General features: G+C 42.2%; 18 protein-coding genes, 3 tRNA genes and 2 pseudogenes. 13 read left to right on the forward strand and 10 right to left on the reverse strand.

From position 1 onward, the window contains the following. Positions 1–2 precede the first annotated feature (2 nt). The 4 genes from L2755_RS07360 to L2755_RS07375 all read right to left on the reverse strand — a co-directional run bounded on the left by L2755_RS07360 (position 3) and on the right by L2755_RS07375 (position 2538). The gene (locus tag L2755_RS07360; RefSeq protein WP_248980040.1) at positions 3–323 is read right to left on the reverse strand and encodes a hypothetical protein; all 321 of its coding nucleotides are present in this window, start codon (positions 321–323) and stop codon (positions 3–5) included. After that, positions 304–600, reverse strand: coding sequence for a hypothetical protein (locus tag L2755_RS07365; RefSeq protein ID WP_248980041.1), 297 nt, complete (start codon positions 598–600; stop codon positions 304–306). The genes L2755_RS07360 and L2755_RS07365 overlap by 20 nt, the downstream gene beginning before the upstream one ends. Continuing rightward, positions 590–760, reverse strand: coding sequence for a hypothetical protein (locus tag L2755_RS07370; protein ID WP_248980042.1), 171 nt, complete (start codon positions 758–760; stop codon positions 590–592). Before L2755_RS07370 ends, L2755_RS07365 begins: the two co-directional genes overlap by 11 nt. A 65-nt stretch (positions 761–825) precedes the next feature. After that, positions 826–2538, reverse strand: a complete 1713-nt coding sequence (locus tag L2755_RS07375) for a hypothetical protein (protein ID WP_248980043.1) — start codon at positions 2536–2538, stop codon at positions 826–828. Positions 2539–3330: 792 nt separating this feature from the next. Here L2755_RS07375 and L2755_RS07380 point away from each other — a divergent pair. The 3 genes and pseudogenes from L2755_RS07380 to miaE (L2755_RS07390) form a co-directional block, all read left to right on the forward strand. Further along, positions 3331–4215 carry a hypothetical protein gene (locus tag L2755_RS07380; protein WP_248980044.1) on the forward strand — a complete coding sequence of 295 codons (885 nt, stop codon included), beginning with the start codon at positions 3331–3333 and terminating at the stop codon, positions 4213–4215. A 111-nt stretch (positions 4216–4326) separates the two neighbouring features. Then, complete coding sequence (miaE, locus tag L2755_RS07385) at positions 4327–5088, forward strand: tRNA isopentenyl-2-thiomethyl-A-37 hydroxylase MiaE (protein ID WP_248980045.1); 762 nt, start codon at positions 4327–4329, stop codon at positions 5086–5088. 62 nt (positions 5089–5150) lie between these two features. After that, a pseudogene (gene miaE / locus L2755_RS07390) lies at positions 5151–5810 on the forward strand (tRNA isopentenyl-2-thiomethyl-A-37 hydroxylase MiaE); the annotation flags it as partial. 33 nt (positions 5811–5843) lie between these two features. Here miaE (L2755_RS07390) and L2755_RS07395 read toward each other — a convergent pair. Continuing rightward, a complete protein-coding gene (locus tag L2755_RS07395) occupies positions 5844–6560 on the reverse strand; it encodes a UDP-2,3-diacylglucosamine diphosphatase (protein WP_248980046.1) in 717 nt (238 codons plus the stop codon). Positions 6561–6570: 10 nt separating this feature from the next. Further along, positions 6571–7065: a peptidylprolyl isomerase gene (locus tag L2755_RS07400; protein ID WP_248980047.1), complete on the reverse strand. Its 495-nt coding sequence runs from the start codon at positions 7063–7065 to the stop codon at positions 6571–6573. Positions 7066–7374: 309 nt separating this feature from the next. Between L2755_RS07400 and cysS the strand changes: the two genes are divergently transcribed. Then, positions 7375–8754: a cysteine--tRNA ligase gene (gene cysS / locus L2755_RS07405; RefSeq protein WP_248980048.1), complete on the forward strand. Its 1380-nt coding sequence runs from the start codon at positions 7375–7377 to the stop codon at positions 8752–8754. A 237-nt stretch (positions 8755–8991) separates the two neighbouring features. Here the strand turns inward: cysS and folD are convergent, their stop codons facing one another. Next, positions 8992–9846, reverse strand: a complete 855-nt coding sequence (gene folD / locus L2755_RS07410) for a bifunctional methylenetetrahydrofolate dehydrogenase/methenyltetrahydrofolate cyclohydrolase FolD (RefSeq protein WP_248980049.1) — start codon at positions 9844–9846, stop codon at positions 8992–8994. 519 nt (positions 9847–10365) lie between these two features. Here folD and L2755_RS07415 point away from each other — a divergent pair. The 9 genes and pseudogenes from L2755_RS07415 to L2755_RS07455 all read left to right on the forward strand — a co-directional run bounded on the left by L2755_RS07415 (position 10366) and on the right by L2755_RS07455 (position 19399). Then, positions 10366–10442 (forward strand) — tRNA-Pro (locus L2755_RS07415). Positions 10443–10506: 64 nt separating this feature from the next. Then, positions 10507–10583: transfer RNA gene (locus L2755_RS07420), tRNA-Arg, on the forward strand. Positions 10584–10591: 8 nt separating this feature from the next. After that, positions 10592–10667 (forward strand) — tRNA-His (locus tag L2755_RS07425). A 256-nt stretch (positions 10668–10923) separates the two neighbouring features. Beyond that, on the forward strand, positions 10924–12228 hold the full coding sequence (tig, locus tag L2755_RS07430) for a trigger factor (protein WP_248980050.1): 1305 nt from the start codon (positions 10924–10926) through the stop codon (positions 12226–12228). 89 nt (positions 12229–12317) lie between these two features. Continuing rightward, the gene (clpP, locus tag L2755_RS07435) at positions 12318–12929 is read left to right on the forward strand and encodes an ATP-dependent Clp endopeptidase proteolytic subunit ClpP (protein ID WP_248980051.1); all 612 of its coding nucleotides are present in this window, start codon (positions 12318–12320) and stop codon (positions 12927–12929) included. 83 nt (positions 12930–13012) lie between these two features. Next, positions 13013–14290 (forward strand): ATP-dependent protease ATP-binding subunit ClpX, encoded by a 1278-nt coding sequence (clpX, locus tag L2755_RS07440; protein WP_248980052.1) that lies wholly within the window; start codon positions 13013–13015, stop codon positions 14288–14290. Positions 14291–14438: 148 nt separating this feature from the next. Beyond that, positions 14439–16796: an endopeptidase La gene (lon, locus tag L2755_RS07445; protein WP_248980053.1), complete on the forward strand. Its 2358-nt coding sequence runs from the start codon at positions 14439–14441 to the stop codon at positions 16794–16796. A gap of 205 nt (positions 16797–17001) precedes the next feature. Beyond that, positions 17002–17325: pseudogene (locus L2755_RS07450) on the forward strand (HU family DNA-binding protein); the annotation flags it as partial. 214 nt (positions 17326–17539) lie between these two features. Then, a complete protein-coding gene (locus L2755_RS07455) occupies positions 17540–19399 on the forward strand; it encodes a SurA N-terminal domain-containing protein (RefSeq protein WP_248980055.1) in 1860 nt (619 codons plus the stop codon). Between the two features lie 219 nt (positions 19400–19618). Here the strand turns inward: L2755_RS07455 and fabV are convergent, their stop codons facing one another. The 3 genes from fabV to L2755_RS07470 form a co-directional block, all read right to left on the reverse strand. Beyond that, entirely contained in the window at positions 19619–20821 is a 1203-nt protein-coding gene (gene fabV / locus L2755_RS07460; protein ID WP_248980056.1) for an enoyl-ACP reductase FabV, read from the reverse strand. Positions 20822–20925: 104 nt separating this feature from the next. Then, positions 20926–21711 carry an ATP-binding cassette domain-containing protein gene (locus tag L2755_RS07465; RefSeq protein WP_248980057.1) on the reverse strand — a complete coding sequence of 262 codons (786 nt, stop codon included), beginning with the start codon at positions 21709–21711 and terminating at the stop codon, positions 20926–20928. Beyond that, a complete protein-coding gene (locus tag L2755_RS07470; protein WP_248980058.1) occupies positions 21692–22699 on the reverse strand; it encodes a peptide ABC transporter ATP-binding protein in 1008 nt (335 codons plus the stop codon). Before L2755_RS07470 ends, L2755_RS07465 begins: the two co-directional genes overlap by 20 nt. Position 22700 lies beyond the last annotated feature (1 nt).

Consider the following 22700-nt stretch of genomic DNA (forward strand, 5'->3'; position numbering starts at 1 on the left):
AGCTAAACTTTTGGGTATCTATTCATTGGTGGATAAAGCCTCACATCTAGTGCTTTATTCGCCAACATCATGATTACTTTTTCTAGCAAATTGATGATCTTAGATTGAAATTCTCTAGTTTGAACCTGTGAAGCAAACTCATCATCATCCATCTCAAAGATCTGCTGAATCTCTTCCATCAGTAATACCTTATAAAAATGAATGAAATACTCAAGGGTAAAGTCTTGCTCTTTGCCTAGCTCGTTTATCCGCTCAGAATGGCGGTGAAAATGCTGTTCAATCAGGTTAATAGAGCGTTGGAAGCTAACGCTGAGGTCTGCCATTGAAACTGCCTCCTGACTTACCTGAGCTTTTGCTGTTACGTTTTTCGAACTTCATAAGAGCGAGGTTTCGTTCAACTTCTTCTGCATGAGGATATTCAAGCAAACTACTCACTTCGGATGAATCAGAGTCATCATGTGGGTTAATGAGCTTTTCTAATCGCTGGATCATCATGATCACAGATGGCTTTTTTATAAGATTTTCTATCTGAGCAAGGTGATAAATCCCGTTTTCAATTAACTGGATATCTGTAGTTGGATTTTCATGTTTAATTCTCACTGTTAATCCTCCTGAGTAAATCTTTCTTGATAACAGTTGATAGTGTATTTAGTTCAGGCTCTAAACCTAAAATAATCTTCGGGTCGGTAGAAACATTTTCAGCTTTCGCTAAGAACGTTAAAGCCTGTTTTATATGTTCTATATCATTATTTTTATTCATTTTATTTTGTCCTTCTTTATTTCATCGTTACACAAAAAATCGATAGTGCAATAGCGTAGTGAGAATTATGGCTTATTGATTTTGTTTGATAGTTTTGCATTTGAATCGATGTTGTTTTGCTGCTCAAATGATGTTATTTCAGCTAGTAGAGAGGTTTTTATCGCTTCTGGGAGTTCATCTATCATCTCAAGCTGAAATAGTGTAAGAGAGGCTGTATCTTTACTTGGATGGAGTTGCCATATTTCTATCGCTTCTAGCATCTTCTTTTGCTTCTGGGTTGTAGCTTTTTTGATTGCCTCAAGCTGTTCTGACTGAAGAGCTATGCTTTGTGATAGCTCATTTGATTTGTCATTGAGCATATTCCAACGTGATTGTTGACGCAGATGCAACGGCATCGAGTCCTCGATCATCGAAACAATATTATTGAACTCTTTTCTTTCATTTTCTTCCAAAAACCTGATGCCTATATCATGCTGATTAAACACTTTTTCTTGCAGATGCTGAAGAAAACTGAGCTGAAGGATTTGGCCGCAGGCGACTAAAGTTTTTGGGGATAATTTCTGGGACGAGTCTATCGATAATAACTCTGGAAATTGCTCCGAGTAATGGGCTTGAGCCTGTTTTTTAGCAAATAAAATATACTGTTGAGACCAAGGGGTATTAGCGTTTGGTGATATGAATATATGGGCGTTGAGACCAGTTTCCAGATCATCACTAATCCCTTCATCAGCATGCAAAACTGCTAGTTTAATCTTTGCACCCTCAAAGTTTTTTTCAAAAAAACTCACACACGCTTCAAGTAAGTTTTTTTTATCGACTCCTATCATTTCTCCATGACGGTGAGGGATTTTAAAGACCTGCTCAGAAATTGACGTTGAGTTGAGGTTTTTAACTTTTCGGTTTGCAGATGAGGCTTTTAGTTCTTGATGTTTTAGACGGTGGGATAGGTAATTGTCAAATACCCTGAGCTTGTTTTCTTGATGTTTAGGGCTGAATCCTAGTATTTCGTATTGCCTTATGAGATAGGTCTTTAACCCAGAAATAACCGCACTATGTGGCTCCTTGCTGAGATCTAAAGTTTTGTTCTTAGATTGTTCAAGCTTGGATATCTGCTTTACAAACTGGTCATATTCTGGGTGAATTGGCGGTAACAGCTTCTTGATTTTTGAGAAATAGCTACCTCGATATCGGGAGTATTTGGCTAAATCCTTTTTGTTTTTATCATCAGATTTGTTGTTAGCGGCCAGTTTAATTTTGTTAAAAAATGATAGGTATTGCTCTCTGTTTTGAACAAAATCTTGATGAGTTAAGTATTTGCCATCAGCATAGAAAATGTTTTTATATGATTGATTTTCATGCCATTCTTCAGTCCTTTGCTTTTTTAACCTTGAACTGTGTTCAAGCGAAGTTTCTAAAGCATTTAAACTCAAATCTTTGCTGTTTCTATGGTTATAATTGATACTTGAGTAGCGGACAGTGATATTTCGTTTGTAATCTATGCCGTTTGAAGCGTTGTTCTGTCTGAAAATCTTGGCAAGATCTTTACGATAAGCGAAATTGTTGAGAACTCTGTTCTTCGATTTAGATGAAGCTGCTGACTTATTTGCCGCATCTTTGAGCAGTCTCTCAAACTCTAATCGCTCCTTTTTTGATTTATAAGCTTCGTGTTGTTCTTCTGCCGCTTTTTTCGAGGCTCGTGATTTAGATTTGTCGATTTCTCGCATACCACGTTCAAAATCTACCTCATTTTTGGTTTTTTTTTCATTGTCGTTGTTCATCGTTACTCCTAGTTAATCGGCAAATATCAATCAGAGCAACCTTTGTTACTTTCGTGAAAGTAAACCGAAACCTCTTCTACAAACTTGTGCGTAGAATCGAAAAACTCGTTTTTAGAGAAGTGGTTATCTCGGGTTTACTTAGTTAATCTCAAATATTTCCTTACTTAAGTTTTAACATGAGTTTTGTTGATTAACAGAGTGTAAAAACGTTTATCTGAAAAAGAGCATCAGGTATTGATTTATTTATTGTTTGTCGGATATTTCCTGGTGGGTATAACAAAGACGTTTCAGGTGAAAAACTGATAAATATCTCGGTATAACAAAGGCGTAAACAGTTAAGTTTTATCTAAGTGGTGAGAGGTGAGTTGAAAAAAGGCGTTAAAGTCAGAAAAACTAAACTGGTATTAAAATAAGAGTGTCAATGAGACAATAGACTTGATTGTAAATGTGGCATCAGCAATTGCTAATTTAAGTTGGTGATTAAATCTTCAGATAGAGCTTCTAACACTCTTTGGCTTTTACCCCAGAATAACGACACGCAGTGGCGGCTTTTGATAAATAATCAAGACCTATATTGATTTGATGAAGATTTATGTTAGAAGTTTATAGGTAGGGTATAGCAGTAAGAATTAAAAAAGTGACAAACAGTATTAATCTTTAAAAGACTTGTATGGCTTATTGTCTTAATAAGTTATTGTTTATATGTTATTTTGTTTTAGTTGAACTCCCGACTTAACTACACTAATATAGTTTATCCTCCCGACTAAACTCCACTGTAAGGATAATAAAATAGTGAAAATAGGCAAGATAACAGGTAATAATAATATCCCGATTAATAACATACTTAGTCGGACTCCCATATTTGCTCCGTGGCAAAAAAATGAAATATCAAAAGCAATTACTGATTCGCAACCTGTTATTTTTGATAATAAAAAATATCAACTACAAATGCATGGTTCAAAACTTAATCACTCTACAGATTACCCCTTCATGGCGCTGGTTATTAAGCACTGGCTGAATAACAAGGTAAGGGATACTGGCAAATCATCAGAAGTAGTCATTACACTAGACGAGATTAGTCAGGTGTTTAATCTCAGCTTTGTTCAGAATCGAAAAAGTAACTTTAGCCGTTTTGAAAAGAGTTTGCTGAGGTTGCGTGCTGCTGTACTATCTTTAGAACATAAAAAAGAAAAGGTATGTCAAAGCAGCTCTTTAATCGAATATTCAGACTATCGTTATCGTGATAAGTGTTTTGTAATAACTATCGGGAAAGTTCTTATTGAACTGTACAAAGCAACTGCAAAACAGCGTCTTATCAGTACCGATTTTTCTTTCATAGATATCGAAAAATTGGTAGAAATTAAGACAGAAAGGTCTAAAGCGTTAATGAAGTATTTAATGACGCAATCAATTGATTTTATCGATTTTAAGCTAGTCACGCTTGGGGCTGCTATTGGGTTGGAAGGAAGGGTGTCTAAATCCAAAGTCAGAGAATACCTTATCGAATCATTCAACGAGTTGATGAGCGATGGGCACATTACTTTATTTCAGTTGGATAGAAAAAATAAACCAACTCAAGTTCGGGTTATCCGTAACGTGCATACTAGAGATATTGATGAAGCCAAAAGTATGATTGAGAGTTTACCCTCCAACTTTGATTTTTTTAAGGCATACTGAGGTGATAAGCGAATCCAGTTACCAACCATGAAAGGCTGGGAGGAAGTGTCGAATCGCTAACCTTTCTCTTATATAATGCTAAGCCTCCTCCTTACTTGCTGGACTTCAGTCATGTTTGATCAAACCTTATTAGAACCCATCCTTTCTTTTTTGAAATGTGAAACTCCCGATGAGTGGATTAGTGAGGCAAGTAAGCCTGAAAATTTATCTATAATTCTTCGGGATCACATGCTGTGTGAATTAAAAGCGGCACAAAGTGCGATGTTCCTTATCAGAAAGTACGCAGTCGATAAGGAAAGCGGTGTTCGGCTTACTGAGTGGGTCAAGCCTTATGAAGAGTATGCCTACAAGAGGATTGGGGGATTAAAGTCTCTTAGAGGCAAGAGTAACGTAACTAAGCAAGTTACGTTACGTGAAGGTTGTAGCTACGGCCAAGAGTTAGTCGATAAGATGGTTCTCCTGATAAAAGAGGAACTTCATCACTTTTATCAAGTGATGGAACTAATGGAAAAGAAAGGCGTTCCATATGAACTGATAGAGGCTGGGCGTTATGCTAAAGGATTACTTAAGCACGTCAAAACTTTCGAGCCTGATGCGTTGGTTGACAAACTGATCATTGGAGCATTTATTGAAGCTCGTTCATGTGAGCGTTTCGCAAAACTCGCCCCCCATCTTGATGAAGACTTATCTAAGTTTTATGTTTCTCTGCTCCGTTCTGAAGCCCGTCATTATCAAGATTATTTATCATTAGCTGAGGTCATTTCTGGAAAAGAAATTAGTGAACGAGTTAATTTCTTTGCAGAAATTGAAGCTGAGTTGATTCAGGCCGCAGACGAAGATTTTAAATTCCACAGTGGAAAGCCAATAAAGTAAAATTAATTTTTATTCTAGTTAAATCAGACTATTACATTTGTCTGCACGCTTGCGCTTAAAGTGAGTTAAAAGCAGCGCAGACTGCGATGTTTTTGGTGCGAAAATATGCCATCGACAAGCAAAGTGGCCAGCTTTTATTAGACTGGGCCAAGCCTTATGAAAACTTTGTCTACATCAAGGAGCGTGATATTGCAGTCTTCTTGTCTAAGGGAAGCAAAAAGAATGAGTTATCAGGGGAGTTGGTTGCCCGTAAAGATTTCGCTCATAGCGATGATCTCATTCAGAAGATGGTGCGCCTTATTAAGGAGGAGTTTCACCATTTTGAACAGGTATTAGAGATTATGCATAGCCGCGGAATTGAATATCAAAATGTGCGTGCAGGCCGTTATGCAAAAGGCATGATGAAAGAGGTCAGAACCCATGAACCTGCAACCTTGATAGATAAACTGATTGTTGGGGCATTCATTGAAGCTCGCTCCTGTGAACGTTTTGCCAAGCTTGCGCCCTATTTAGATGATGAGTTGAAAAAGTTTTATATCTCTTTATTACGCTCTGAGGCGCGTCATTATCAAGATTACTTAACGTTGGCACAGGCTATTTCTGTTACTGATATCGGCGATAGAGTCGCGCATTTTGCAGCTGTTGAAGCGCAACTTATCTCATCGAAAGATCAAGACTTTAAGTTTCACAGTGGTGCACCTGTCATTGCGGCTTGCATTTAAAGCACACATTTAAGAGAGCAGGCAAGTAGACGGCTACTTGCCGAAAGGAAGCTCAATAAGTTCGATATTGTCTTGGCTTACACACAACATGCTACCTTGATCATACCAGTCACCGACAACGATACGACGTTTGCCATGAGCGAGTTGGTGGATAGCGGGTCGATGAGTGTGGCCATGGATCATCTGCTGGGTTTTTGTTGAATCGAGCAGTTCAATTACCGCATCTGGTTCTACGTCCATAATGCTATCACTTTTTTGTTGATTACTACTTTGGCTGCGGCTTCTTAATTTTGCTGCAATACCGAGTCGCTTTGATTTCGGCAGATGAGCGTAAAGCCATTTTGCCCAAGCGAAATTACGAAATGCTCTAAAGCGCTGGTAAGGTTTATCGAGGGTGCAAAGGCTATCGCCATGCAAGATGACCGTATCAATACCATACAAATTTAGGAGATAAACTTCGGGTAACAGTGTCATACCGCTACGCTTAGCAAAACTACTGCCAATTAAAAAATCTCGATTACCATGGATAAAGTAAACTGGGAGTCTTTGCGATGCTAATTTAATGGCGTCAGCGAGTTGGTCTGCAAAGGGTTCGGCAATATCGTCGCCCACCCAAACTTCAAACAGATCGCCTAGGATATATAAAGCATCGGTATCGACAAGTTGAGTCTCTAAGAAGGTCAGAAAAGCTTGGGTAATATCGGGGCGACCTGCACTTAAGTGCAAATCTCCCACAAATAATGTGCGCATCGAGTTCGTCTTACTCTTCGATGGTCACTTTTTCGATGATAACAGCTTCAAGAGGGACATCTTGATGCATACCACGGTTACCCGTGTTAACTGCTTTGATCTTATTGACGATGTCCATGCCTTCAGATACTTCGGCAAATACACAGTAACCCCAACCCTGAGCGGACTCAGACTTAAAGTCTAAGAAGGTGTTGTCGTTGATGTTGATGAAAAACTGAGCCGTTGCTGAGTGTGGATCTGAAGTACGTGCCATAGCAAGAGTACCGACTTTATTCGAAAGGCCATTATTTGCTTCGTTTTCAATGGTCTCACCGCAAGGCTTTTGTTGCATATCCTCAGTAAAGCCACCACCTTGGACCATAAAGCCGTCAATTACACGGTGAAAAACAGTACCGTCGTAAAAACCCTCTTTTACGTACTTAACAAAGTTAGCCGCTGTTTTTGGTGCGTTTTCAGTATCTAAAGCAAGCTTGATGTCGCCGTGGTTGGTATGAAGTGTGATCATAATATTAACTCTCGCAATTTAACACATGGTAAATAATGGCAGGATTCTAACGTAAATGTGCGGTCGCATAAAGCGTTCAGTGAGATGACGCTTTTAAAATGTGCGAACAAAGCTTAGCTTGACTAAAAATTTAGCCTACTTAACTGAAGCATGATGAAAGTGGCTGCCTTTGGAGTGCAATTTTGTCGATATTAAGCGCATCTGTCCATATTTGCGTACTTGGTGCTGGAAAACTGCTTGGAACCGCAAGTTTTGCAATGGTAGACTGCAAGACCTATTTCTAAATATAGCCGTTGAAGAGAATAATCAATGTTGAAGCTTTACAATACTCTTACCCGCCAAAAAGAACAGTTTGTACCGATACAGCCAGGAAAAGTTGGCATGTATGTGTGTGGGGTGACCATATATGATTTATGTCATATCGGTCATGGACGTACCTTTGTTTCGTTTGACATGATTGTTAGGTACTTAAGGTACAGTGGCTATGATGTGAATTTTCAACGCAACATTACCGACGTTGATGATAAAATTATCAAGCGTGCCAATGAAAATAAAGAAAGTTGTGAATCATTGACCGAGCGCCTCATTGGTGAAATGCACCGAGACTTTGATTCGCTGAATATGGCGCGTCCTGATTTCGAGCCGCGTGCGACCCTGCATATGCCTGAAATCATCGAGATGGTGGAAAAGTTAATCGCTCGTGAACATGCTTATGTTGCCGCCAATGGCGATGTGCTATTCAGTGTCTCTTCATTCCCTGAATATGGCAGACTGTCAGGGCAAAACCTTGAACAGTTGCAAGCCGGTGCTCGTGTTGAAGTTGAAGAAACTAAGCGTGACCCAATGGATTTTGTGCTGTGGAAGATGTCTAAACCGGGTGAGCCTACTTGGGAGTCGCCTTGGGGACCTGGTCGTCCAGGTTGGCACATAGAATGTTCAGCCATGAACAGTAAGCATCTGGGGAACCATTTTGATATTCACGGTGGTGGCAGTGATTTACAGTTTCCACACCATGAGAACGAAATCGCTCAGTCTTGCTGTGCCCATGATTCGACGTATGTAAACTACTGGATGCATACGGGCATGGTGATGGTTGATAAAGAGAAGATGTCGAAATCTTTGAATAATTTTTTCACCATCCGTGATGTATTAAATCACTATGATGCAGCGACAGTGCGTTACTTCTTGCTGTCGGGTCAATATCGTAGCCAGCTGAACTATTCAGAAGATAACCTTAAGCAAGCTAAATCTGGCTTAGCGCGTATTTATACCGCACTAAAGGATTTAGATTTAACGGTCGAGGCCGCGCCTGCTGAACAGTTTGTTGCACAGTTTAAGCGGGCAATGGATGATGACTTTAATACACCAGAAGCCTATTCAGTGTTGTTTGATATGGTGCGTGAAATCAACCGCCTGAAATTAACTGATATGGCTCAAGCTTCAGCACTCGCTGTCGCCTTAAAGCAACTAGCCGATGTGCTAGGCATTCTTTCTCAAGATGTCGACACTTTCTTTAAAGGTGAAGGCTCTGATGATGAAGTGGCTGAGATTGAAGCGCTCATCGTTGAGCGTAACCGCGCCAGAACAGAGAAAGACTGGGCCGCGGCAGACGTTGCTCGAGATGGTCTTAATGCTCTGGGTGTGATTCTTGAAGACGGGCCAGAAGGAACAACTTGGCGTAAAAAGTAACGCTTAGGTTTAATCATAAAAAAGCCTGCGTATGCAGGCTTTTTTTATGTGTTTGGTAAGTGCTAGAACCTTCTTTTAAAGTAGGTCGGCATTTATGCCGTCGCTTTGCTCTTTTCTAGCTTTTACCGTAAGAGAAGCGTTCCGTAGTGACGAAGTCGCGTGCCGTAAGGCCGTAGGCCGTTCGTCTAAGATTTTACCATGATGTGAGCCCAGAACCTCAAATACTCGAGCCTAATCTCAATCGTGATAACGCTCGCAGGCGTATAAGGTGTTCTCGAGTAAGCTTGCAATAGTCATTGGGCCAACACCACCGGGTACCGGTGTGATAAAGCTAGCATTCTCTGCTGCCTTTTCAAATTGGACATCACCGACAAGCTTGCCATTTTCTAAACGGTTAATGCCGACATCAATCACAATCGCACCAGGCTTAATCCATTCTCCAGGAATAAACCCAGGTTTACCGACCGCGACAACCACTAAATCAGCTTGTCTTACTTTCTGCTCTAAATTACGTGTGAAGCGGTGACATGTTGTCGTGGTGCAACCAGCAAGCAATAACTCAAGCGACATAGGGCGGCCAACAATATTAGAGGCGCCAACCACGACGGCGTCAAGGCCGTAAGTGTCGACTCCCGTTGACTGAATGAGCGTCATGATGCCCGTTGGCGTACATGAACGTAGCACTGGAATACGTTGAGCGAGTCTACCGACATTATAAGGGTGGAAACCATCGACATCTTTATCGGGGCGAATGCGCTCAATGACCTTTGATTCTTCTATATGCTCAGGCAATGGCAGCTGTACCAAAATACCATCGATAGTAGGGTCATCATTACAATCATCAATAAGTGACAATAAAGCCTCTTCAGAAGTGGTACTTTCTAAATCGTAAGAGCGAGACATGAAGCCAAGTTCTTCACAGGCTCTGCGCTTACTACTCACGTAAACTTGCGAAGCAGGATCTGCCCCAACAAGAATCACGGCTAAGCCAGGTACTCTTTGACCAGCCTCTTTACGGGCGGTTACTTTTTCTTTGAGCTTAGTTCGAATGGTTTGGGCGATAGCTTTACCATCGATTTTTTGAGCGGTCATGGGGCTTAGTGTCCTTAATACGGCGCGATCATGGAAAACGGCGCTATTTTAACAGGACATATGATAGGTGTCATTGATTTAGGCCGTTAATAAACAATTCTCAAATACGGATAATGAGTATGCAATAAAATTGTAGAAAGTATTCATTTTGCTGGGCTTTAGTTGAGAGGCGTTCTATTGAAAGTGGCCATTCTCATTGGTGTTGTTGCTAATTTAAACGCTGGGCATTGATACATTAAGATTTATATTGAGAATATTGCTCCATAAATGGATCTCATGACCACAGCAGCTATATTAGATCACCTGTTAGGTTGAGGAGATTTTGCGCACATTGCTTGCGATAGCATCAATGACTGATATCATAGCGTGTTAAATAAGCAGGCGGACGCTTTTTTACAGAAAGTCATTGACGGCTTTTAGGCTAGGGGATAATATGCGCTCCGTTCTCAACGAGATAGTTCGTTTAGAGTAGAAACAGAAAACACTTCCCAATACCGTGTCTTCGTTATGTTTCAATTTCGGTGATTAGCGCAGCCCGGTAGCGCATCTGGTTTGGGACCAGAGGGTCAGAGGTTCGAATCCTCTATCACCGACCACATTTTAACACTAGCGTGTAAACGTTAGTTGCCCAGTTCAGGAAATGAATTTATTCATTGCCGAGCGCCCGTAGCTCAGTTGGATAGAGCACCCGCCTTCTAAGCGGGTGGCCGCAGGTTCGAATCCTGCCGGGCGCACCATTTTTGTGGTGATTGTAGCTCAGTTGGTAGAGCCCCGGATTGTGATTCCGGTTGTCGTGGGTTCGAGCCCCATCAGTCACCCCACTCATTCTGTGAAAGAAGTTCAAAAAGCGACCCTAGGTCGCTTTTTTTACGCCTGTAAATCGTGCTTTGAGGCTCGACTCCAGCGCATTCGATAGCTATAATGTCGCGTCTTGATAATTATCAGCTAAGAGTAACCAGTGCTGAACATCAGTGTTTATGGGCATTTTGGTTAAATTTAAGGGTCAAGAAACGAATACTTTAATAGTTGAAATGTCGACTATTACAAAGGACGATGGACATATTTCGAGGTAAAAAAATGCAAGTTTCTGTAGAAACCACACAAGGTCTAGAGCGTCGCCTAACTATTTCGGTACCTGCTGAGCAGATCGAAAATACAGTTAAAGAAGCATTAAAAAGTGAAGCTAAGCGTGCTCGTATCGACGGTTTCCGTAAAGGAAAAGTACCCGTAAGCGTGATTAATAAGCGTTATGGTAAAGCTATTCGTCAAGATATCACTGGTGAAGTGATGCAGCGTAACTTTGTTGAAGCTATCATTGCTGAGAAGTTAAACCCAGCGGGTGCGCCAACGTTGACTGCTGGTACATCTGAAGGTGAAAACTTTGAGTTTGTAGCCACTTTTGAAATCTACCCAGAAGTAGAGCTTAAAGGTTTAGAGTCAATTGCTGTTGAACAACCTAAAGCTGAAGTTACTGAAGCTGATGTTGACGCTATGATTGAAACCCTACGTAACCAACACGCGTCATTTGACATTGTTGAACGTGCAGCAGCTGAAGGCGACAAAACTAAATTCAACTTCGTTGGTTCAGTTGACGGTGAAGAGTTTGAAGGCGGTAAAGCTGATGACTTCGAACTACAACTTGGTAGCGGCCGCATGATCCCAGGTTTTGAATCTGGTATTGAAGGTCATAAAGCCGGTGAAGAGTTCGAAATCGAAGTGACTTTCCCTGAAGATTACCACGCAGAGAACTTAAAAGGTAAAGCAGCAAAGTTTGTTATTACCCTTACTGAAGTTCAAGGTGCTAACCTTCCAGAAGTTAATGACGAATTCGCAACACTATTTGGTGTTAACGAAGGCGGAATCGACGCGTTACGTGCTGAAATCAGCAAGAACATGGGTCGTGAACTAGAGCAAGCACTTAAAGCTAATATTAAAGACCAGGTGCTTAACGGTCTTGTTGAGCAAAATGCTTTAGACCTGCCAAAAGCATTGATCGAAGGCGAAGTAGAAGTATTGCGTAAGCAAGCTATGCAACGTTTTGGCGATCAAGCTGCAAGCATGCCTGAACTACCTGCTGACTTGTTCACTGAACAAGCAGAGCGTCGCGTTAAAGTTGGTTTGTTACTGGGTGAAGTTATCAAGACTAACGAACTTAAAGCGGAAGACGAGCGTGTTCAAGCACTAATCGCTTCAATGGCATCTGCATACGAAGATCCAAGTGAAGTCGTTGCCCACTACAATGGCAATGAAGAGCTTATGCAAAACATGCGTAACGTTGCACTTGAAGAGCAAGCCGTAGAAGCGTTACTAAAAACTGCAACTTTGACTGAAAAAGAAGTCAAATTTGAAGAATTTATGAACAAGGCTACCGGTCGCGCATAACCATCGCTTGACTTAAATGGCTATAAGCCATTTATAATGGCTCGTATGAGGTTCCTCATGCGGGCCATTTTTATTTAGGGAAATTAATCATGCACAAAGCACCAGAATCAGTACTTAATGCACTAGTGCCTATGGTTGTTGAACAAACAGCTAAAGGTGAACGCTCATATGATATCTATTCACGTCTCTTAAAAGAGCGTATCATTTTCTTAGTAGGCCCTGTAGAAGAGCATATGGCTAATCTGGTCGTTGCACAATTGCTGTTTTTGGAATCAGAGAGCCCTGATAAAGACATATTCCTCTATATTAACTCTCCAGGTGGCTCTGTCACTGCAGGGATGGCGATATATGACACAATGCAGTTCATTAAGCCAAACGTTAGCACTGTGTGTATCGGACAAGCAGCAAGCATGGGCGCATTTTTATTAGCAGGTGGAGCAAAAGGAAAACGTCATTGTTTACCTAATTCACGTGTTATGATCCACCAACCATTGGGTGGGTTCCAAGGCCAAGCATCTGACATTGCCATTCATGCGCAAGAGATCTTAGGCATTAAGAATAAGTTAAACAGTATGCTTGCTGAACATACTGGTCAAGCGCTAGAAGTGATTGAGCGTGATACTGATCGTGACAACTTTATGAGTGCTGATGAAGCCACAGAGTATGGGCTTGTCGATTCCGTGATGAATAAACGAGGCTGATTTTTGCTTTAGGCTGAGCTATGCTGGTTATAAAGTGAAATTAAGAATTCCGCAGCTGATTGGCTGCAAACAGAGGTAAGGTAATGGGCGAAAACAAAGGTACCGGTGACGGCGGCAAGCTGCTGTACTGCTCTTTTTGTGGAAAGAGCCAGCATGAAGTGAGAAAACTTATTGCTGGACCTTCTGTATATGTTTGCGATGAGTGTGTGGAACTCTGCAATGACATTATTAGAGAAGAGATAAAAGAGATATCACCTAAGCAAGATCAAGACAAGTTACCAACACCGCATGAGTTAAGAGCGCATTTGGACGATTATGTTATTGGTCAAGATAAAGCTAAGAAGGTGTTATCTGTAGCGGTATACAACCATTACAAACGCTTGAAGAATGCTAGCCCTAAAGACGGCGTAGAGCTGGGTAAAAGTAATATTTTGCTGATTGGTCCTACAGGTAGTGGTAAAACACTGCTAGCAGAGACGCTGGCACGTTTCCTAGATGTACCGTTCACGATGGCAGATGCAACGACGCTGACTGAAGCGGGTTATGTGGGTGAAGATGTTGAAAACATCATTCAGAAGCTACTACAAAAGTGTGATTACGATGTAGAGAAGGCCCAACGTGGTATCGTCTATATTGATGAAATTGATAAAATCAGTCGTAAGTCTGACAACCCATCAATTACACGAGATGTATCAGGCGAAGGTGTTCAGCAAGCGTTACTTAAGCTGATTGAAGGCACGATTGCAGCCGTTCCACCTCAAGGTGGCCGAAAGCATCCACAGCAAGAATTTTTGCAGGTAGATACCTCAAAGATTTTATTTGTTTGTGGTGGTGCATTCTCGGGCTTAGAAAAAGTCATTGAACAGCGTTCGAACGTCGGTTCAGGCATTGGTTTTGGTGCAAACGTTAAAGGAGACGCTGATAAAGCGACAATCTCTGATATGTTATTGCAAGTTGAACCAGAAGATTTAGTTAAGTTTGGTCTTATTCCTGAATTTATTGGACGTCTGCCTGTATTGGCTACTTTGACTGAACTTGATGACGCAGCGCTTATACAAATTCTTTCTGAACCTAAAAATGCGATAACGAAGCAGTTTGCTGCGTTATTTGACATGGAAGGGGTTGAACTAGAGTTTAGAGAAGATGCGCTGAAAGCCATTGCGATCAAAGCACAGACTCGTAAAACGGGTGCGCGTGGATTACGTTCTATCGTTGAAGGCATTTTGCTCGACATCATGTATGACCTACCTTCGACAGATGATGTTGTAAAAGTGGTGGTAGATGAGTCGGTAGTGAAGGGTGAGTCATCACCTATTCTTATCTACTCAACTAACGAAGCACAAGCAGCCAGTGCTGAGTAAGATATCGTCTTAATTACCGTCGTGTATTGAAAAGGAGCCTTTATGGCTCCTTTTTTGTGCAGTTTATTATTTAATTGTTATTCGCCATTGAATCCTATCGAATCATCCCAATATACTCTTAAGCATTCAGACAAAACGGAATCTAGCTATGACTCTAGAGCGCGATACGCGAATCGAACTACCCGTACTACCACTGAGAGATGTAGTGGTTTATCCCCATATGGTAATTCCGTTATTCGTAGGCCGAGAAAAGTCCATTCGTTGCTTAGAAAAAGCGATGGATCAAGGTAAACAAATTATATTAGTCGCACAGCGTGATGCCGAGTTAGACGATCCTAGCAGCGATGACATTTTCGACGTTGGTACGGTAGCCTCCATTTTACAACTGCTAAAGCTTCCTGACGGTACTGTTAAAGTATTGGTTGAAGGCGGTCAGCGTGCGCGCATTGATAACTACTCTGAGCAGGACGATATATTCCAAGCTACTGCGCATTACCTTGAGTCAGAGCCTCTGACGGACAAAGAGGAAGAGGTGTTAATTCGCTCGGCAGTAGGGCAGTTTGAAGGCTACATCAAGCTGAATAAAAAAATTCCACCAGAAGTGTTGACGTCGCTTTCAGGTATCGATGAAGCTGCTCGACTGGCTGACACTATGGCAGCGCATATGCCGTTGAAGCTCGAAGACAAACAGTCAGTACTTGAGATGGTTAACGTCGGCGAGCGCATCGAATATTTGATGGCGATGATGGAATCTGAAATCGATCTGCTACAGGTCGAAAAACGGATCCGTGGTCGCGTTAAAAAGCAGATGGAAAAAAGTCAGCGCGAGTACTATTTGAATGAGCAAATGAAAGCTATTCAAAAAGAACTCGGTGATATTGACGAGTCTCACGATGAGTTTGAAAGTTTAGCGAAAAAGATTGAAGAAGCGAAAATGCCTGAAGAGGCAAAAGACAAAGCGACGGCTGAACTTAATAAACTGAAGATGATGTCACCTATGTCAGCTGAAGCGACAGTGGTGAGAAGTTATGTTGAGTGGATGGTCGCAGTGCCTTGGCACAAGCGCTCTAAGATTAAGCGTGACCTTGCTAAAGCGCAAGATGTACTCGACACAGACCACTTTGGTCTAGAGAAAGTCAAAGAGCGTATTCTAGAGTATCTAGCAGTGCAAAGCCGTGTTAAACAGCTTAAAGGGCCAATTCTTTGTTTAGTCGGACCACCAGGTGTGGGTAAAACATCATTGGGCCAATCTATCGCTAAAGCGACTGGACGTAAGTATGTTCGCGTTGCCTTAGGCGGCGTTCGAGATGAAGCAGAGATCCGCGGTCATCGTCGCACTTATATTGGTTCTATGCCGGGTAAAGTCATCCAGAAAATGTCAAAAGTGGGCGTTAAAAACCCGCTGTTTTTACTTGATGAAATCGATAAGATGAGCAGCGATATGCGTGGCGATCCAGCATCTGCGTTACTTGAGGTGCTTGACCCAGAGCAGAACTCAACATTTAGCGATCATTACATGGAGGTTGATTATGACCTGTCCGATGTGATGTTTGTGGCAACATCGAATTCAATGAACATTCCAGGTCCGTTATTAGACCGTATGGAAGTCATTCGTCTGTCGGGTTATACCGAAGATGAAAAACTGAATATTGCTAAGCAACATTTATTGCCTAAGCAGATTGAGCGCAATGGACTTAAAACCAAAGAAGTCACCGTCGATGATAGCGCTATTGTCGGCATTATTCGTTATTACACTCGCGAAGCTGGCGTGCGTGCGCTTGAGCGAGAATTATCGAAGATTTGTCGTAAAGTCGTTAAGCAGATCGTACTGGATAAAAGCATCAAGCATGTTTTAGTCAATCAAGATAACCTTAAGTCTTTCTTAGGGGTGCAACGTTGTGATTACGGTAAAGCGGAATCAAACAATCAGATAGGCCAAGTAACGGGACTAGCATGGACTGAAGTCGGTGGTGATTTGCTCACTATCGAAGCCACATCTGTGCCTGGTAAAGGCAAATTGTCCTATACCGGTTCGTTAGGTGATGTCATGCAAGAGTCGATTCAAGCGGCAATGACCGTGGTTCGTGCTCGAGCTGAACAGCTTGGTATTAATCCAGATTTCTATGAAAAGCGCGATATCCATGTTCACGTACCAGAAGGTGCTACGCCAAAAGATGGTCCTTCTGCGGGTGCAGCTATGTGCACAGCATTGGTTTCTAGTCTTACAGGCAACCCTGTGCGCGCCGACGTGGCGATGACCGGTGAGATCACATTAAGAGGTGAAGTATTACCGATAGGTGGATTAAAAGAAAAATTACTCGCTGCGCACCGTGGCGGAACTAAAGTTGTTCTAATTCCAAAGGAAAATGAACGTGATTTAGAAGAAATCCCAGCAAATGTGATCGCAGACTTAAAGATTTATCCAGTCAGATGGGTTGAAGAAGTACTGAAATTGGCACTTGAACGACCAGTAAAGGGCTTCGAAGTAGTGGAAAACGTGGGCTAACGCAATAAATTGCAGTATTGCTTGAAAAAAAGTGCAAAAAGGGGCTTACCAAACTGCCTAGCTGTGGTAGCCTAAGTTGGTGGAGAGTCAGTCGCTCCAGCCCTTGGAGTGACTGGTTTTGAGCAGTATCCTAAATTATTTCTTGGGTTTTCCTATAAGGCTTGAACTTTGGTTCTAAGCTTGTTATAAAAAGCCTCCGCAGACCGCTCTAGATAGGGATTGGGTGCGGTACAAAAATTACATTCAAGGGGATGACATGAACAAATCTGAACTAATCGAGAAAATCGCTTCTGGTGCTGACATTTCTAAAGCCGCTGCTGGCCGTGCATTAGATTCTTTCATTGGCGCTGTTACAGACGGGCTAAAAGAAGGCGATAAGATTGCTCTTGTTGGTTTTGGTACTTTCGAAGTGCGTCAGCGTGCAGAGCGCACTGGTCGTAACCCACAGACGGGTAAAGAGATCAAAATTGCTGCAGCAAACATTCCAGCATTTAAAGCTGGTAAGTCGCTAAAAGACGCTGTTAACTAAGATACTCGTTAACTGCAGCCTTTGTAAGGTTATTGTAGAAAGCACTGTTTAAACCGTGCTTCTTACGAGAAAAAAGACTGTTATTAGGTGTTTGCTTAGTGATAGTCATCAAGAGTAAAGAGGTTCATTTCTCTTTACTATTAAATTACAAAAAGGCGCATCCAACGAGTGATGCGCCTTTTTATTTTATTAATCGCAACCAGCGAGAAGTCTGATGTTAGAAAAGATTCGTGAAGGGTCGCAAGGCGTAATTGCAAAGAGCATTTTAGTGCTAGTGATACTTTCATTTGCATTTACGGGTGTGAGTAGTTATTTAGGTTCTTCAACTGAGGTTGCAGCTGTTACCGTAAATGGTGAAGAGATCGGCAGTTCAGCGTTAGAGCAAGCTTATGAGAATGAGCGTGGTCGTCTTGAGCAGCAATTAGGTGATATGTTCGCAACGCTATCTGCAGATGAAAATTATATGCAGAGCGTTAAGCAGAGTGTATTAGAGCGTTTAGTGGCTGAAAAGCTATTAGATCAAAACGCTGCTGAGTTAGGACTTCGTGTCTCAGACGAACAGATCCGCGCTGCGATTATGACTGAGCCTGCATTTCAGACTGATGGCGTATTTGATAACGACCGTTATCAATCGATTTTGCGTCAGCTAGGCTACCAAGCTAACTCTTTTAGAGACATGATGCGCACCGATATGACGCGTCGCCAATTAGTGGCAACACTAGTGGGTTCTGAATTTGTATTAGCAGGTGAAGCTGAGTACTTGGCTAATATCCAAGGACAAACACGCGATATTAATTATTTGGTCATCGACTCTGCACCTTTCATTGCTGCAGCGAGTGTCACTGATGAGCAGATCCAAACTTACTACAACTCAAATCTAGGTCAGTTTGTTAGACCCGAAGTGGTTAGCCTCAATTACATCGAACTTGATGCCAAGCAGCTAACGACAGATGTTGCTGTTACTGAAGCGGATGCTCAAGTTTATTTTGATGAGAATAAGGCACAGTATCTGCAGTCTGAGAAGCGTTTAGCGGCTCACATTCTCATTGGACTTGATGAAGATGACGCTGAAGAAAAGGCTGAAGCGATTTATCAGAAGCTACAAAATGGTGACGATTTCGCCGAGCTTGCTAAAGCTGAATCTCAAGATACATTCAGTGGTGAGCAAGGTGGTCAACTGGATTGGTTTGAAGCGGGTGTAATGGAGCCAGAGTTTGATACTGCACTATTCGGATTGAATAAAGGCAGCTACTCAAATGTGGTTAAAACCAACTTTGGTTATCACATTATTAAGGCGCTAGATATCCAACCGGGTGCAGAAGCTCCTTTTGCAGACGTAAAAGCGAAAATCATTGCCCAATTGCAACAGCAGCAGTCGGTAGATAAGTTCTACGAACTACAGCAGATCCTTGCTGATACAAGTTATGAAGTGCCTGATACTTTGTCAGAAGCTGCAAGAGAGCTTGGTGTTGAAGTTAAAACGACTGCAGAGTTTACTCGTAATAGTGCGCCAGCGTTGTTCAGCAAGCCAGCTATCTTGAAGGAGGTATTTTCTTCGAGCGTGTTACTTGATGGTATGAACAGTGATGTGCTTGAAGTTGAATCAAACCACGTTGTCGTCATCCGTGTTAACTCACATAAAGCTGCTGGTACTATGGCGCTTGAAGAAGTTAGAAATCCAATAGCGGGACGTTTGAAGCAAGAGCAAGCTAATGAGACGGCACGTCAGCAAGCACAAGATGCAATGGCAACTTTCAAAACTGACGGCGTAACCCTTGATTACCTAGCAAAAGAAAAGCTTGCACGTTTTGAGCAAGAGATTGATGGTGCAGTGGTTAATAAAGCATTTTCAATGGCACAACCTACAGAAGGTTCAACCGTCGATACAGTTGCACTGGCTAACGGTTATGCCGTAGTGGTACTTAATAAGGTCAATGCCGCAGAAGGCGTTGATAGCAATCTTATCGATGCATTGAAGCAGCGTTTAAGCTCACAATACAGTGAGAACGATTACCGCGCTGTCATCGCTGCTCTAAAAGCTAAGGGTGAAGTACTTTACCCTGTAGTTGAGTAAGTAATGGTAATACACGCTTAAAAAGAAGCCGGCATTAGCCGGCTTTTTTGTGCCTGTTTGTCAGCGAACGGATTCAATTTTATTGATATTGATATGCGTGAATACCCAGGCTTAATTTATTTTACCCAGTAAAAACTCAGGATTAGCATGGAATTCGTGGCATAAAAAACGCCGCTTAAAGCGGCGTTTTAATAAGGTTATCGATATTTATACTGATATTTAGATCGCTACCACGTCAAATTCAACATTTGGATTAACGTCTTGCTCGTAATCTATGCCTTCAATACCGAAACCAAACAGCTTTAAGAACTCTTCTTTGTATTCGCGGTAATCAGTGAGTTCAGAAAGGTTTTCTGAGGTCACTAGTGGCCAAAGATCACGGCAATGTTGCTGGATCTCTTCTCTCAATTCCCAATCATCTAAACGTAAACGGTTGCTATCGTCAACATCAGCGGCGCTGCCGTCGGCTTTATAGAGACGTTCACTGAACATACGATTGATTTGTTCGATACAACCTTCATGAAGGCCTTCGGCACGCATCTTCTTAAACACCATTGCAATATACAGCGGCATAACAGGTATCGCTGAGCTAGCTTGAGTTACTACGCTCTTTAATACTGCAACATTAGCACTGCCACCCGTCGCTGAAAGCTTAGTGTCAAGCGCATGAGCGGCTCTGTCTAGATCCATTTTTGCTTTACCTAAAGCGCCGTGCCAATAGATAGGCCAAGTCAGCTCGGTGCCAATATAGCTATAAGCTACAGTCTTACAACCCTCTGCTAATACACCTGCTTCAGCAAGTGCAGCCATCCATAATTCCCAGTCTTCGCCGCCCATTACGGTGACGGTATCGGCAATTTCTTGCTCAGTTGCAGGCTCTACATTGGCCTCAATGATGATATCTTTATTGGTATCAACGGCTGTTGCTTTATAAGGCTTACCGATAGGCTTTAATGAAGAACGGATAAGCTCACCGCTATCAGGCAGTTTTCGTACTGGAGATGCCAGAGAGTAGACCACCATATCGACTTCACCGAGATCTTGTTTAATCAGCTCAATCGCTTTTTGCTTGGCTTCGTGACTAAAGGCATCTCCATTTATGCTTTTAGAATATAGGCCTTTTTGTTTAGCAAATTTGTCGAATGCGGCTGTGTTATACCAGCCAGCAGTCCCTGGTTTAGTGTCTGTACTTGGCTTTTCAAAAAATACACCTAAGGTGGCAGCATCACTGCCAAATGCTGCTGTGATACGAGAAGAAAGACCATAACCGCTTGAAGAACCGACGACTAATACCTTTTTGGGACCATTAGCAATTTTGCCCTTGGCTTGAGTAATGTTGATCTGTTCAAGTACATTTGCTTCACAACCAACAGGGTGAGTCGTGGTGCAAATAAAGCCACGCGTTCTAGGTTTAATAATCATATTTTCTGTTTCTCTGAAAAAATTGTCTCTAGGATAAATAAACCCACATCAAATAACACTTATTTTTCGCAAATTTGAGTATTTTTCTCAGTGGTTGGAGCAGTTTACTTCTTACGAGTAAACAAAGTTTGCTCTTGTATTAGTCGTTGTGTGTATTCATGTTGAGGCGCATTAAACAGCTGCTCAGTGGTTGCTTTCTCAATGAGCTGGCCCTTTTTTAACACCATGATTTTGTCACTAACGTGACGAATAATATTCATATTATGGGACACGAAGATGTAAGAAAGCCCCATCTCTTGCTGTAATTCGAGTAATAAATTTAGAATTTGTGCTCGTACAGAAAGATCGAGTGCGGTCAGCGCTTCATCGGCAATGATGATTTTAGGATCAAGCATTAGTGCTCTGGCTACGGCGACTCGCTGCTTCTGTCCTTCGGAGATCATGTGCGGATAGAAATCGACATGTTCTGATAATAAACCGACTTTTCTCAGTTTATCGACCACTTGAGCCCGTCTCTCTTTTTCTGAAAGATCGGTATTGAATTTAAGCGGTTCGTCGAGTAGATCACCAATGGTTAATCTTGGGTTTAACGATGTATTCGGATCTTGGAAAATCATCCGGATCTTCCGGCAACGCTGTTTTAAATCATGTTTCTCTAATGGTTGACCTTCAAAAAAAATCTCTCCGCCACTGCGAATTTCAGCCCCCACAAGAATTCGAGCAATCGTACTCTTGCCTGATCCCGCTTCACCGACGATAGCGAGCGTCTCAGCAGTGTTTAATTCAAATGAAATGGGTGACAACGCCTGATTGTATTGACGCTTGAAACGCTTATAACCTGAATAGTAGCTTTTGCTTAGGTCGGTTACTTTAAGTAGAGGTGTCGTCATTACAAGACTCGATATGATAGGGGAAGTGACAAGCAAAATAGCGATCTTTCTTGTGGCATAAACTCGGTTGACTGACACATCTCTTTTGCGCTTGCGGGCAGCGAGGACCGAGTCGACAGCCAATAGGCAAGTGTTGCAATGCAGGTGCTGAACCTGGCAGGGTTTGCAGCATTGATTTATGCGCTAATGCACCTGAGTAGTCTGGGGCATTATCGACTAAGGCTTTAGTGTATGGATGAAAAGGCTGCTTTAGCAGCTCGGCAGTAGGACCTGATTCCATGACCTGACCGCAGTATAGAACGGTCAATTGGTCGCACCAACCAGCCAAGGTTTCGAGCTCATGACTGATCAACAAAATAGAGACGTTTTGCAGCTGGTTTAGTTTACTGAGTAATCTAAATATCTGTGCTTGGGTGCTGAGCTCCATAGCGTCGGTTGGTTCGTCAGCAATGAGCAGCCTTGGCTGATTGGCAACCGCCATGGCTATCATGACTTTCTGGCATTCGCCTTCGGACAGCTCCCACGCATAACTGTCCATGACTTTTTCGGTATTCTTAATGCCGACCTTATGCAGCCATTTTTTAGCCGTTTTTCTCTTAAACTTGCCACGTTTCCAAAAAGGTAAGCTCTTATTGGTGGGCATGGCTTCAATAATTTGGCTACCAACAGATATCGCGGGATCCAGACTACTTGTTGGGTCTTGGAAGATCATAGCTATCTCACTACCCATTAAGTTGCGTCGCTGTTTGGAGGACATCTCCATCAAGTTTTGCCCATCCCACATCATGCGATCGGCTGTGATGGTCCAATTATGACCTGGAACGCCCAATATCGCTTTTGCCAACAAACTGCGGCCAGAGCCAGACTCTCCAACTAAACCATGCAGTTCGCCGGGATTGATGGTTAAGGATACTCGCTCTAGGGCCTTGACTCGGCCGTGAGGAGTGTCAAGTTCGATGGTGAGATTTCTAATATCAAGAAGTGGCATA

The sequence above is a fragment of the Shewanella abyssi genome, assembly GCF_023284025.1.
Taxonomy (GTDB): Bacteria; Pseudomonadota; Gammaproteobacteria; order Enterobacterales; family Shewanellaceae; genus Shewanella; species Shewanella abyssi.